The following is a 13310-nucleotide window of genomic DNA, read 5'->3' as shown; positions in this document are numbered from 1 at the left end:
GCAGGTCGCACGCTATCGTTAGATCACCTGGGACGCTGGAGGGCCTCTATTGGAGCTACTGCTGTTGACCGCTGACCTGCACCCCGACGGGGTGTTGCCGTCGCTGTCCCTGCTTGCGCACACTGTGCGGACAGCGGCGCCCGAGGTTTCTGCGCTGCTTGAGGCCGGTTCGGCCGAGGTGGTTCTGGTCGACGCGCGCACCGATCTGGCCGCGGCACGTGGACTGTGCCGGCTGCTGAGCGCCACCGCTGGATCGGTCCCGGTGGTCGCGATCGTGACCGAGGGCGGACTGGTTGCGGTCAACGCCGAGTGGGGTATCGACGAGATTCTGCTGCCGGGTACCGGACCCGCCGAGACCGACGCCCGGTTGCGGCTGCTGACGGGACGCCGCGGCGCGCCGGCCGCCGAGCAGGCCTCGGGACAGACCAAGCTCGGCGAGCTGGTGATCGACGAGGGCACCTACACCGCGAGGTTGCGGGGCCGTCCGCTGGACCTGACCTACAAGGAGTTCGAGCTGCTGAAGTACCTCACCCAACACGTCGGCAGGGTCTTCACCCGGGCGCAGTTGTTGCAGGAGGTCTGGGGCTATGACTTCTTCGGCGGTACGCGCACGGTCGACGTGCATGTCCGGCGGTTGCGCGCCAAGCTCGGGCCGGAATACGAGTCGCTGATCGGCACGGTCCGCAACGTCGGCTACAAAGCGGTCCGGCCGGTGCGGGGCCACTCCTCGGCCGCCTCCGACGACGAGGGCGACGAGGGCGACGACGAGATGGTCGACGACCTCGACGGCGCCGACGGCGGTGCGCCCGAGCCGCTGACCAGTCAGTGACCGCCTCGCAATGGCATGCCGCACTGACCGATGACGAGCAGCGGCAGATCCGCGAGCTGATCACCGCTGCCGGCCACCATGACGGCGTCGCCCCGGTCGGGGAGCAGGTACTGCGGGAGCTCGCCGCGTCCCGCACCGACCATCTGGTCGCCAATGACGGCGCGACGGTACTGGGTTATCTGAACCTGACCGCGGGCTCGGAGGACGCCGCGCCGATGGCGGAGCTGGTGGTGGCGCCGCAAGCCCGGCGGCGCGGTATCGGGGCCGCGATGGCCAGCGCCGCACTGGCCCGAACCGACGGCGGCGCCCGGTTCTGGGCGCATGGCACCCTGCCCGCCGCCCGAGCCACTGCCGAGGCGTTGGGGCTGACCGCGGTGCGTGAGCTGCTGCAGATGCGCCGATCGCTGCGGGACCTCCGCGTTGGCACGAAGGTTCCGCCCGGGGTGACGATTCGCACCTATGCGGGCCCCGGCGACGACGCCGAATTGCTGCGGGTCAACAACGCCGCGTTCTCCTGGCATCCCGAGCAGGGCGGCTGGACGGCCGAGGACCTGGCACAGCGCCGCGCCGAGGCATGGTTCGATCCGGCCGGACTCTTTCTGGCGTTCGACGGACCCGTGTTGCTGGGGTTTCACTGGACCAAGATCCACTCCGGCAAACCGGGCGCTGAACCGCTGGGTGCACGCAGCGATCCCAGCTTCGCCTCTCCTTCGTCGAGGCTCGCTGAACCGCTGGGGGAGGTCTACGTGGTGGGAGTGGACCCGGCCGCCCAGGGCCGCGGTCTGGGCCGGGTGCTGACCGAGATTGGCCTGGTCTATCTGGCGGATCGGCTTGCCGAGGTCGAGGCGCCGATCGTGCTGCTCTACGTCGAGGCGGACAACACCGCGGCGTTGCGCACCTACGAGCAGTTGGGCTTTGTGGTGCACAGTGTCGACACCGCTTACGCCGCAGTGGATCAGCCTTGATGGGGCACTGGAATCTATTCACCGCCCGTTCATCTGCCATGTGGTTGCCATCCATAAGTGCCGCATACGTTCCCGGAGAGATTTGAACCGGAAGCGAGAAAGCGAGAACTGATGAAACGCACAAAGGCGGGTCTTGCGCTGGTAGCGGCCGCGATGACCGGTCTGGCGCTCAGTGGCTGTGGCAGCGATGACAACACCGCGAGCCCGTCCGGCACCGGCACCACCTCCGGCAAAGCCGACTCCGCCGAGTGCGCCGGCAAGAACACGCTGACCGCTGAGGGGTCGACGGCTCAGCAGAACGCGATCGCGGTGTTCAACCAGGTGTGGGGCAAAGAGTGCTCGGGCAAGAACCTGTCGTACAACCCGACCGGGTCGGGGGCGGGGCGCGAGCAGTTCATCGCCGGGCACGTCGACTTCGCCGGTTCGGACTCGCCGCTGAGCGAGGCGCAGGTCGCCGAGGCGGCCGACCGCTGCGGCCAGAACCCGGCATGGCATCTGCCGCTGGTGTTCGGGCCGGTCAGCATCGCCTACCACCTCGACGGGGTGGAGAACCTGGTCCTCAACGGTGACGTGCTGGCCCGGATCTTCAGCGGAGCCATCACCAGCTGGAACGACCCCGCGTTGGTGGCCCTCAACCCGGGCGAGGAACTGCCCGCGATCGCCATCACGCCGATCTATCGCTCGGACTCGTCGGGCACCACCGACAACTTCCAGAAGTACCTCAGCGCCGCGGCGCCGCAGACCTGGACCAAGGGCGAAGGCAGCGAGTTCCAGGGCGGCGTCGGTGAGGGCGCGCAGAAGTCGGCCGGGGTCGTGCAGGCGGTGCAGAGCACGCCCGGTGCCGTCGGTTATGTCGAGAAGGGCTTCGCCGACCAGGCCAACCTGCGGTCGGCGATGATCGACTCGGGCTCTGGAGTGGTCGCCGCCACCGACGAATCGGCCGGTGTCGCGATTCAGTCGGCCGGATTCGTTTCCGAGGACAGCAACGACATGCGGCTGGACCTGAGGTCGCTTTACGGCACCAAGCAGGCCGCTGCCTACCCGCTAGTCTTGGTGACCTATGAGATCGTCTGCTCCAAGGGCTACGACCCCGACACGTCGGCGGCCGTGAAGTCCTTCCTGAGGACGGCCTCCACCAGCGGCCAGGACGAGCTGTCGTCCGCCGGTTACGTCCGGCTGCCGGACCAGTTGAAACGGCGCTTGAGTGCCGCCATCGACGCGATCCAGTAGCCGCGGTGGTGCAAGCGATGAGGGGGTGTCAAGCATCGCCGACTCGTCTGTGTCTGCGCCTGCATCGACGCCGTCGGTGACCCCGACGGCGCTGCGTTCCACCGGCAGCCGCCTGCAAGATCGGCTGTTCCGTCTGGTCGCGGAAGGCTCCGGGGTGCTGATCATCGTCTTGATCAGCGCCGTCGGAGGCTTTCTGCTGCTGCGGGCGATACCGGCGCTGCAGCGCAACCGGGAGAACTTCTTCACCTACGGCGGCAGTTGGGTCACCACCAACACCTCCGCCATGCACTTCGGCATCGCAGAGATGCTGCAGGTGACGGTGTTCGTCTCGCTGTTCGCGCTGTTGCTGGCGATGCCGGTTGCTCTGGGCGTCGCGATCTATCTCGCCGAGTACGCGCCCAGGCGGCTCGTCGGGCCCCTGGGTTACATGGTCGAACTGCTGGCCGCCGTGCCGTCGATCATTTACGGAGCATGGGGCCTGTACGTGCTGGCCCCGCAGTTGCGCGGCACCGCGCTATGGCTCAACGAACACCTCGGTGGATTCTTCCTGTTCGCCGACGGCAACGCGTCGGTGGCGGGCGGCGGCACCATCTTCACCGGCGGAATCGTGCTGGCGGTGATGATCCTGCCGATCATCACCGCGGTCACCCGCGAGGTGCTGGCTCAGACGCCCCGCGGCCAGGTCGAAGCCGCCCTGGCGTTGGGCGCGACTCGCTGGGAGGTGGTCAAGATGGTGATGCTGCCGTTCGGCCGCTCCGGCTATATCAGTGCCGCGATGCTGGGCTTGGGTCGGGCGCTCGGCGAGACGGTCGCGCTGTTGATCATCCTGCGCTCCACCCAGAAGGCGTTCAACTGGTCGCTGTTCGACGGCGGTTCCACCTTCGCCACCAAGATCGCCGCCACCGCATCGGAATTCAACGACCAGTACAAGGCGGGCGCCTACATCGCGGCCGGCCTGGTGCTGTTCGTGCTGACGCTTATCGTCAACGCGCTGGCGCGCGTCGCGATCACCCAGAAGGTGCATTCATGACCGCGTTGCTGGACCGGCCCGTCAAGCTGCGCACGTTTGCGGGGGTAGGCCTGCGCCGCCGGGTTGCCAATTCGATTGCGACGGTGCTGGTCACCGCCGCGATGGCGTTGGCGTTGGTGCCCCTGGTGTGGGTGATGTACTCGGTGTTCGACTTCGGTTTCGGTGCCGTCAGCACCAGTTCCTGGTGGACCCACTCGCAGGCCGGCATGACGGCGTTCGTGGCCGGCGGCGGCGCTTACCATGCGATCATCGGGACCCTGCTGCAAGGACTGCTGTGCGCGGCCATCTCGATCCCGATCGGGATCTTCGTCGCGATCTATCTCGTCGAGTACGGTGCCGGCACCCGACTGGGCAAGCTCGCGACCTTCATGGTCGACATCCTCACCGGGGTGCCGTCGATCGTCGCAGCGCTGTTCGTCTACGCGTTGTGGGTGGCCACCTTGGGATTTCACCGCTCCGGTTTCGCGGTGTCGCTGTCGTTGGTGCTGCTGATGGTGCCGGTGATCGTGCGAGCGACCGAGGAGATGCTGCGGATCATTCCGATGGATCTGCGTGAGGCCAGCTACGCGTTGGGCGCACCGAAGTGGAAGACCATCACCAGCATCGTGATTCCGACCGCGCTGTCGGGCATCGTCACCGGAATACTGTTGGCGCTGGCCCGGGTCATGGGTGAGACCGCGCCGCTGCTGATCTTGGTCGGCTACTCGCAGGCGATCAATTTCGACATGTTCCACGGCTTCATGGGGTCGCTGCCGGGAATGATGTATGACCAGACATCAGCCGGGGCGGGCGCCAGTGCGGTGCCCACGGATCGGCTCTGGGGCGCTGCGCTGACGCTCATCCTGCTGATCGCGCTACTCAACGTGGCGGCCAGGTTCGGGGCACGCATCTTCGCTCCCAAGAAGTTCTAGATCGGTCTCGACAACCAGCGCGTAGCGGTGGGCGAACAAGGAGAGCTGCACGGTGGCTAAAAGGTTGGACCTCACCGACCTCAACATCTTTTACGGGTCGTTTCACGCGGTGGCCGACGTGTCACTGTCGGTCGCGCCGCGCAGTGTCACCGCGTTCATCGGTCCCTCCGGCTGTGGCAAGTCGACCGTGCTTCGCACGCTCAACCGGATGCACGAGACCACTCCGGGGGCCCGCATCGAAGGCTCGGTATTGCTCGACGGCGAGAACATCTACCGCCCCGGAATCGACCCGGTGGGGGTTCGCCAAGCCGTCGGAATGGTTTTCCAGCGCCCGAATCCCTTCCCCACCATGTCTATTCGCGACAACGTGGTGGCCGGTCTCAAGCTGCAGGGAATCCGCAACCGCCGCACACTCGACGAAACCGCCGAGTTCTCCCTGCGCGGGGCGAATCTGTGGAACGAGGTCAAGGACCGGCTGGATAAGCCCGGTGGCGGGCTCTCCGGTGGTCAGCAGCAGCGGTTGTGTATCGCGCGGGCCATCGCGGTGCAGCCCGACGTGCTGTTGATGGATGAGCCCTGCTCGGCGTTGGATCCGATCTCGACGATGGCCATCGAGGAGCTGATCTCGCAGCTCAAGCAGGATTACACCATCGTCATCGTCACCCACAACATGCAGCAGGCGGCACGGGTGAGCGATCAGACGGCGTTCTTCAACCTGGCCGATGTCGGCAAGCCCGGCCGGCTGATCGAGATCGACGGGACCGAGAAGATCTTCTCCAACCCGAGCTTCAAAGAGACTGAGGACTACATCTCCGGCCGCTTCGGCTAGGTGAGTGCACGCGTCGCATCCGGCAGCTTAACCGCCTGGGTCCTAACGTATTTCGGGCAGCGATTCAAGGGTCTGTGCCGCGTCAGTTACTGGCGCGCCACCCTTGTCTGACGGCGATCGTCGCCCTTGGCCGCCATCGGACCGTGGCGCCTCGCGGCGGAGGCGGGCAGCGTCGATGCCACTCGCCAGATTGCGGGACTCAAGATCGTGGCTAGGCTGGCGCGCAGATCGTTGCTCCAAGAAGGTCTGGGCCGTCGGACATTCGGGCCGGGACAGGTTGACTCGAGTGAGGAGAAGGCTGCCAGTGGCCAAAAGGTTGGACCTGAGCGACGTCAATATCTATTACGGGTCGTTTCACGCGGTGGCCGATGTGACGTTGTCGGTACCGCCGCGCAGTGTCACGGCGTTCATCGGGCCATCGGGCTGCGGCAAGTCGACGGTGCTGCGCACCCTCAACCGGATGCACGAGGTCATCCAGGGGGCGCGCGTTGAGGGCTCGGTGTTGCTCGACGGTGAAGACATCTACCAGGCTGGCATCGACCCGGTGGGGGTGCGTAAGGCGATCGGGATGGTGTTCCAGCGCCCAAATCCGTTTCCCACCATGTCCATTCGCGACAACGTGGTGGCCGGGTTGACGCTGCAAGGAGTGCGCAATCGCAAGTTGCTGGACGAGACCGTCGAACAGTCGCTGCGCGGGGCGAACTTGTGGAACGAGGTCAAGGACCGGCTGGACAAGCCCGGTGGCGGGCTCTCCGGTGGTCAGCAGCAGCGGTTGTGTATCGCGCGGGCCATCGCGGTGCAGCCCGACGTACTGTTGATGGATGAGCCCTGCTCGGCGTTGGATCCGATCTCGACTATGGCCATCGAAGAGCTGATCTCGCAGCTCAAGCAGGATTACACCATCGTCATCGTCACCCATAACATGCAGCAGGCGGCACGGGTGAGCGATCAGACGGCGTTCTTCAACCTCGAGGCCGTCGGGAAGCCTGGCCGGTTGGTCGAGATTGACGGCACCGAGAAGATTTTCTCTAATCCGAGACTTAAGGAAACCGAGGACTACATCTCGGGTCGCTTTGGCTGACTTATTACCGGATTCGGCTACCGTGTGGTTTCCACGCTGACTGCCGAAGGAGTGCCGTTGAGGATCAACCGATTCGGTATCGTCGCGAGTCTGCTGGCTACTGTACTGCTGACGGTCGTGGCCTGCGGTGGTGGCGAGTCGTCGTCGGCCTCGGGGTCGGGCTCCTCAACGGTGCAGTGCGGCGGCAAGCAGAAGCTGACCGCGAGCGGCTCGACGGCCCAGGCGCACGCGATCGAACAGTTCGTCTACGCCTACATCCGGGCCTGCCCGGACTACACGCTGGACTATCGGGCCAACGGATCTGGCAACGGAATCGCTGAATTCGCCAGTGGGCAAACCGAATTGGCCGGATCTGACTCGCCGCTCGATCCGTCCAACGGTGAGCCGCAGCGGGTGGCGGCGCGGTGCGGCTCGACGCCCTGGCACCTCCCGACGGTCTTCGGTCCGATTGCCGTGACCTACAACATCGGCGGCGTCAACGAACTCGACCTGGACGGGCCCACGATGGCCAAGATCTTCAACGGCACCATCACCAAGTGGGATGACCCCGCGCTCAAGGCGCTCAACAAGGACACGGCGTTGCCCGCCGAGCCCATCCACGTGGTGTTCCGCAGCGACGACTCCGGAACCACCGACAACTTCCAGAAGTACCTCGACATCGCCTCCGACGGCGCCTGGGGTCGCGGGGTGGGCAAGGCCTTCAACGGTGGTACCGGTGTCGGGGCGGCCGGCAACGACGGCACCTCGGCGATGTTGCGGAGCACCGAGGGCTCGATCACCTACAACGAGTGGTCCTATGCGGTGGGGCGCGAGCTCAACATGGCCCAGATCGTCACCTCGGCTGGCCCGCAACCGGTGACCATCTCCGTCGACTCGGTGGACAAGACCATCGCCGGCGCCAAGTTCAGCGGCGCCGGAAACGATCTGGTCGTGGATACCTCGTCGTTCTACAAACCGACGGTGGCCGGTGCCTACCCGATCGTGCTGGTGACCTACGAGATCGTCTGCTCTAAATACCCAGACCCGGCGACAGCGCAGGCGGTCAAGGCGTTTATGCAAGCGGCGATCGGTGACGGACAGCAGGATCTGGACCAGTACGGCTATATTCCCCTACCTCCGGAATTTACGGCGAAATTGAACGCGGCGGTCGACGCTATTTCCTGATCGTCGACATCTGCGGCGATCCATTTTCACTGGTAACCTTTGGTTAATCTTCTGTTCACCGCAACAGTTGATCGCTTGATGCCAATCCTGACCGGGTGAATGGAGCGTCGTGAACGATAACGGACCGGCTTCCCAGGTGGGTTCCCAATTCGGTCCTTACCGGTTGCTTCGGCTGCTGGGGCGAGGTGGCATGGGTGAGGTCTACGAGGCCGAGGACACTCGCAAGCACCGATCGGTCGCACTGAAGCTGATCGCTCCCGTGCTGTCGGGCAATCCGGCATTCCGAACCCGGATGCAGCGCGAGGCCGACGCGGCAGGCCGGCTTACCGAGCCGCATGTGGTGCCCATCCACGACTACGGCGAGATCGACGGTCAGATGTTCGTGGAGATGCGGCTGATCGACGGCAATGACCTCGGCATGGAGTTGCAGCGCTCCGGCCCGCTGCCCCCGGCGCGAGCCGTGGCGGTGATCGAACAGGTGGCCGCCGCCCTGGACGCCGCGCACGCCGGCGGAATCACCCACCGCGACATCAAGCCGGCGAACATCCTGCTCACCCGGGATGACTTCGCCTACCTGGTCGATTTCGGTATCGCCCGCGCCGCGGCAGATCCCGGCCTGACGCAGACCGGGATGGCGCTGGGCACCTACAACTACATGGCGCCAGAGCGGTTCAGTGGGGCCGAGGTCGACTACCGTGCCGACATCTATTCACTGGCCTGTGTGCTGAGCGAGTGTCTGAGCGGTCAACAGCCGTACCGGACCGAGACCATCGAACGGCTGATCGCCTCCCATCTGATGGAGCCCGCCCCGCGTCCCAGTCAGCTGCGGCCGGGTGTGGTGCCGGTCGGATTGGACCAGGTGATCGCCAGGGGAATGGCAAAGAATCCGCGGGATCGATACAGCAGCGCCGGCGATCTGGCGCGTGCCGCACACGACGCGCTGACCACTGCAGAGCAGCATCAGGCCGCGATGATCGTTCAGCAGGGCGGTGTGGCCACCCGAATGGCCAGCGCCGTCGGTGCCTCCACTAACGGCGGCGGGAGCTCTCCCGCCGACGGCTACCGACAAAGGCCGGCCAGCTACGAACACCGCGCCCATGGCGCGAACTCCTACGACCAACCGCACGAGCAGACTCAGATGCGGCCCGCCATCACCGGTTGGCGGGACCGGCCGGCGCAGCAGCCCGCGGCAGCCGCACCGGCTTTTGCCGCCGAGGCAAAGGGCCGCGGAGATCGCCGATGGCTGGTGCCGGCCGCGGCTGCCGCGGCGCTGTTGGTCGCGGTCGGTGTGGGCGGTTACGCGGTCACCCACCGTTCGGAGACATCTGCCGGGGCGTCGGCGTCGGCGTCGGCGAACGGTCAGAGTGTGCTGCCCTTGGAGGGGCTGAGCTTCCGGCTCTCCCCGGGCGGGTTGGCACTGGACGGCAGCGGAAACGTCTACGTCACCAACCAGAGCATGTACGGCCGAGTGGTGAAGCTGGAGCCGGGATCGAAGACTCCGGTGATGCTGCCGTTCACCGGGCTCTACGAGCCGCAGGGCGTAGCCGTCGATCGTGCGGGCGCGGTGTACGTCACCGACTTCAACAATCGGGTGGTGAAGCTGGACCCGGATTCCCACGTCCAGTCCGAGCTGCCGTTCAGCGGGCTGAACTATCCGGAGGGCCTGGTGGTGGACAAGGACGGCAGCGTCTATGTCGCCGACCGGGGTAACAACCGGGTGGTCAAGTTGCCGGCCGGGGCCGACGCCCAGGTGGTGCTGCCGTTCGCCGGGCTGCACAACCCGGACGACGTGGCTGTCGACTCCTCCGGCAACGTCTACGTCACCGACACCGACAACGATCGGGTGGTGCGGCTCGCCGCGGGATCCAATACCCAGAGCGTGCTGCCGTTCACCGGTCTCGATGCACCGTGGGGCGTCACCGTTGACGGGGCCGGCAACGTCTTCGTCACCAACCACGACAGCCACACCGTGGTGAAGCTGACCGCCGGGTCCAATACCCAGACGAAGCTGCCGTTCACCGGGCTGAACACTCCGCTGCAGGTCGTCGTCGGTGCAGATGGTGCCCTTTACGTCGCCGACCGGGGCAACAACCGGGTGGTGAAACTGGTCGGTGGCACGGAACCGCGGGGTTGATGCGGCGGTTCCAGCTTCGCTTCTCCTGCGTCGAAGCTCGCTGAACCGCCGGGTTGATGCGGTGGTTCCAGTTTCGCTTCTCCTGCGTCGAAGGTCGCTGAACCGCCGGGTTGATGCGGCGGTGCCAGCTTCGGGTCAGCGATCGTGGACCGACGTGAGCCGAGTCGCCACGGCCGCCACGATCGCGCTGACTGCGACCAGGATGATCAGCGTCAGCGCCGCACCCCAGACTCGGGCGGCCCCAGCCGCCTGCGGGTTCCCCAGCTCGGAGTAGATCAGCAGCGGCAGCGAGGCCATGTTCTCGTGAAAGATGTCGTAGTTGATCGACCGGCTGTAGCCCACCAGCACCAGCACGGGGGCGGTCTCACCGATGATCCGGGCGATCGACAAAAAGATTCCCGACAGGATTCCCGAGAGCGCGGTGGGGATCACGATGCGCAGGATCGTCTTCCATCGCGGCACCCCCAGCGCGTAGCTGGCCTCTCGTAGTTCGTCGGGAACCAGACGCAACATCTCCTCGGTGGAGCGCACCACGATCGGCAACATCAGCAACGCCAGCGCCAGCGAAACCGCGAATGCGCTCTGCTCGAATCTGAGGGTGGCGATCCACAGGCTGAAGACGAACAGCGATGCCACGATCGAGGGCACCCCGGCCAGCACGTCGACCATGAAGGTGGTCAATCGCGCCCACCGGCCGCCGCCGTACTCGATCAGGTAGATCGCCGTCATCAGCCCCAGCGGCACCGCCAGCAACGCGGCCACCCCGGCCTGCACCAGGGTGCCGTACAGCGCGTGGTACACCCCGCCGGCGAATTCTTCGGGCAGCACGCCGCGTAGCGAATGCGTCCACCAGCTCAGATTGGTGATCGCGTGCCAACCGCGGGCCACCACGACCCAGAGCAGCCAGACCAAGGGAATCGCTGCGACGGCGAACGAGGACACGAATGCCGCGGTGGCAATCTTGTCCGTCAACCGGCGCCGCACGCTGAGGTGATGGCGCTGGGGCACCGACGGTTTGACCGGTGCGCTGAGCAGTTGGGCTGTCATCCGTTGACCTTGCCGCCGGCCACCGCGCGAGCGGCGGCATTGACGATGAATGTGAGTGCGAACAATGCGAACCCGGCGGCGATGTAGGCGCCGGTCGGCAGCGGGGCGCTGAACTCCGCGGCAGCCGAGGCGATTTTGGAGGCGAACGTGTACCCGCCGTCGAACAGCGACCAATTCCCAGGCTTTGCCGCGGCCCGCAGGATGATCAACATCGCGACCGTCTCGCCCAGCGCGCGCCCCAGGCCCAGCATCGCCGCGGCGATAACGCCGCTGCGACCGTAGGGCAGCACGGCCATGCGAACCACCTCCCAGCGAGTGGCTCCCAGGGCCTGGGCGGCTTCGATGTGGGCGAAGGGGGTCTGCCGGAATACCTCCCGCGAGACCGAGGTGATGATCGGCAGGATCATCACCGCGAGCACGATCCCCGCGGTGAAGATCGTGCCGCCGCCGGCCAGCGACACGTTGCCCTTATGGAACAAGAACAGCCAGCCCAAGTGACTTCTGAGGAATCGCATGATCGGCACCAGCATCGGTGCCAGCACAAAGATCCCCCAGAGACCGAAGATGATGGACGGCACCGCCGCCAGCAGGTCGATCACCACGGCGAACGGTCGAGTCAACCGCCGGGGTGCGTACTGGGTGAGAAAGATCGCGATACCGACCGAAATCGGCACCGCCAGCGTCAACGCGAATACCGAGCTCAACACCGTGACCATCAGCAGGTCCCGGATGCCGAACGACAGGTGGTCGGGATCATTGGTGCGGAAGTCCGGGCTGGTGAAGAAGTTCGCGTCGTTGGCGAGCAACGACGGGACAGCACGTACCAGTAGAAAGATCGCGATCAGCGCGATCGCCACCACCACGGTCGATCCGGCCGAGACCGCGGCCGCCCGGAACAGCCGCTCACCTCGAGGCGAGCGGCTGTTCGCCAAGGGCGTCGATGGATGCCCGGGGGTCACGAGATGGCGTCGACCGCGGACGCCAGGCGAGCCTTGAAAGCCTCGGGGATCGGCACGTAGCCGTTGTCGGCCAAACCATCCTGGCCTGCGCCGATGGTGGACTTGAGGAACAACCGCACCGCGGTGCCGACGTCAGCGTCCGGGTACTTCGAGCACACCACCTCATAGGTGGCGAGCACGATCGGGTAGGAGCCCGCCTGCGTCGGCTGATAGAACGACGCCGTGTCGAGCACCAGATCGTTGCCTTGCCCCTTGATGGTGGCACCGGCGATGGTCTTGCCGACCGACTCGGTGCTGATCGCGACCGGATCGGGGCCGGCGGAGGTAACGATCTGGGCGGTGGCCAGGTTCTTGGCCTGGGCGAATGACCACTCGTTGTAGGTGATCGCCCCCTCGGTGGAAGCGATGGCTCCGGCCGTACCGTCGTTGCCCTTGGCGCCTTCGCCGACGCCACCGTTGAACGTCTTTCCAGCGCCCTTGCCCCAGGCCCCACCGGAGGCGGCATCTAGGTATTGCTGGAAGTTGTCGGTGGTCCCGGACTCGTCGCTGCGGAACACCACGTGGATCGGCTGGGCGGGCAGGGTGGCCGTCGGGTTGAGGGCCTTGATCGCCGGGTCATCCCAGCTGGTGATGGCTCCGTTGAAGATCTTCGCGGCGGTCGGGCCGTCGAGGATCAGCGTGTCGACGCCGGGGACGTTGTAGGTGATCGCGATGGGGCCGAACACCACCGGCAGGTTCCAAGCCGGGGATTCGCAGCGCTGCTGCGCCGCGGCGTAGTCGTCGCCGCTCAGCGGAACGTCGGAGCCGGCGAAGTCGGTCTGGCCGCCGACGAACTCCCGGATACCGGCGCCCGAGCCGTTAGCGGTGTAGTTGACGTTGTGGCCCGAACACTCGTCGATGAACGCCTTGACGAACCGGGCCATGGCGTTCTGCTGGGCGGTCGATCCGCTGGCTTTCAGCGTGTCCGTGCCGCCGCAGTTTCCGCCGGCGGCTGCCGAGCTCGAGGTCGTCTTCTCGCCGGTGTCGGTGTTCTTGTCGCTGCCGCACCCGGATAACACCAACGCGCCGGTCGCCATAATTCCCAGCGTCGCGCCAATTCCGTTCAGTTTCACAATGCCCTTTCGCAGAACG

Annotated in this window: 12 protein-coding genes; 9 read left to right on the top strand and 3 right to left on the bottom strand. The window is 65.9% G+C overall.

Features of this window, described 5'->3' with window-relative positions:
- Positions 1–49: 49 nt before the first annotated feature.
- The 9 genes from MJO54_RS19970 to MJO54_RS19930 all read left to right on the top strand — a co-directional run bounded on the left by MJO54_RS19970 (position 50) and on the right by MJO54_RS19930 (position 10173).
- The gene (locus MJO54_RS19970) at positions 50–829 is read left to right on the top strand and encodes a winged helix-turn-helix transcriptional regulator (RefSeq protein ID WP_046286422.1); all 780 of its coding nucleotides are present in this window, start codon (positions 50–52) and stop codon (positions 827–829) included.
- Entirely contained in the window at positions 826–1794 is a 969-nt protein-coding gene (mshD, locus tag MJO54_RS19965) for a mycothiol synthase (protein WP_240175375.1), read from the top strand. Before MJO54_RS19970 ends, mshD begins: the two co-directional genes overlap by 4 nt.
- A 111-nt stretch (positions 1795–1905) precedes the next feature.
- Complete coding sequence (gene pstS, locus MJO54_RS19960) at positions 1906–3024, top strand: phosphate ABC transporter substrate-binding protein PstS (protein ID WP_046286420.1); 1119 nt, start codon at positions 1906–1908, stop codon at positions 3022–3024.
- A gap of 49 nt (positions 3025–3073) precedes the next feature.
- Entirely contained in the window at positions 3074–4054 is a 981-nt protein-coding gene (pstC, locus tag MJO54_RS19955) for a phosphate ABC transporter permease subunit PstC (protein ID WP_396873654.1), read from the top strand.
- The gene (pstA, locus tag MJO54_RS19950; RefSeq protein ID WP_046286419.1) at positions 4051–4965 is read left to right on the top strand and encodes a phosphate ABC transporter permease PstA; all 915 of its coding nucleotides are present in this window, start codon (positions 4051–4053) and stop codon (positions 4963–4965) included. The genes pstC (MJO54_RS19955) and pstA (MJO54_RS19950) overlap by 4 nt, the downstream gene beginning before the upstream one ends.
- Positions 4966–5017: 52 nt before the next feature.
- Positions 5018–5794, top strand: coding sequence for a phosphate ABC transporter ATP-binding protein PstB (gene pstB, locus MJO54_RS19945; protein ID WP_065040942.1), 777 nt, complete (start codon positions 5018–5020; stop codon positions 5792–5794).
- Between the two features lie 304 nt (positions 5795–6098).
- Entirely contained in the window at positions 6099–6875 is a 777-nt protein-coding gene (gene pstB / locus MJO54_RS19940; RefSeq protein WP_065153054.1) for a phosphate ABC transporter ATP-binding protein PstB, read from the top strand.
- Between the two features lie 57 nt (positions 6876–6932).
- Positions 6933–8039 carry a phosphate ABC transporter substrate-binding protein PstS gene (gene pstS, locus MJO54_RS19935; protein ID WP_240175374.1) on the top strand — a complete coding sequence of 369 codons (1107 nt, stop codon included), beginning with the start codon at positions 6933–6935 and terminating at the stop codon, positions 8037–8039.
- 109 nt (positions 8040–8148) lie between these two features.
- Positions 8149–10173 (top strand): serine/threonine-protein kinase PknD, encoded by a 2025-nt coding sequence (locus tag MJO54_RS19930; protein WP_240175373.1) that lies wholly within the window; start codon positions 8149–8151, stop codon positions 10171–10173.
- Between the two features lie 135 nt (positions 10174–10308).
- On the opposite strand, the gene pstA (MJO54_RS19925) is transcribed toward MJO54_RS19930, so the two are convergent.
- From pstA (MJO54_RS19925) to pstS (MJO54_RS19915), 3 genes are read right to left on the bottom strand one after another with little or no spacing between them, the layout of a single operon-like run.
- Positions 10309–11220 carry a phosphate ABC transporter permease PstA gene (gene pstA, locus MJO54_RS19925; protein WP_046282754.1) on the bottom strand — a complete coding sequence of 304 codons (912 nt, stop codon included), beginning with the start codon at positions 11218–11220 and terminating at the stop codon, positions 10309–10311.
- Positions 11217–12179 carry a phosphate ABC transporter permease subunit PstC gene (pstC, locus tag MJO54_RS19920; RefSeq protein ID WP_046282755.1) on the bottom strand — a complete coding sequence of 321 codons (963 nt, stop codon included), beginning with the start codon at positions 12177–12179 and terminating at the stop codon, positions 11217–11219. The genes pstA (MJO54_RS19925) and pstC (MJO54_RS19920) overlap by 4 nt, the downstream gene beginning before the upstream one ends.
- A complete protein-coding gene (pstS, locus tag MJO54_RS19915; RefSeq protein ID WP_240175372.1) occupies positions 12176–13291 on the bottom strand; it encodes a phosphate ABC transporter substrate-binding protein PstS in 1116 nt (371 codons plus the stop codon). Before pstS (MJO54_RS19915) ends, pstC (MJO54_RS19920) begins: the two co-directional genes overlap by 4 nt.
- Positions 13292–13310: the final 19 nt, after the last annotated feature.

The sequence above is a fragment of the Mycolicibacter virginiensis genome, from assembly GCF_022374935.2.
In the GTDB taxonomy this organism is placed as follows: domain Bacteria; phylum Actinomycetota; class Actinomycetes; order Mycobacteriales; family Mycobacteriaceae; genus Mycobacterium; species Mycobacterium virginiense.
Note: the sequence above shows the minus strand (reverse complement) of the source record. Positions and strands in the feature narration are given on the sequence as shown.

Bases quoted from the DNA above. Each gene is read 5' to 3' on its own strand.
- pstS (WP_046286420.1), top strand. From the start codon at position 1,906: ATGAAACGCACAAAGGCGGGTCTTGCGCTGGTAGCGGCCGCGATGACC.
- pstA (WP_046286419.1), top strand. From the start codon at position 4,051: ATGACCGCGTTGCTGGACCGGCCCGTCAAGCTGCGCACGTTTGCGGGG.
- pstA (WP_046282754.1), bottom strand. From the start codon at position 11,220: ATGACAGCCCAACTGCTCAGCGCACCGGTCAAACCGTCGGTGCCCCAG.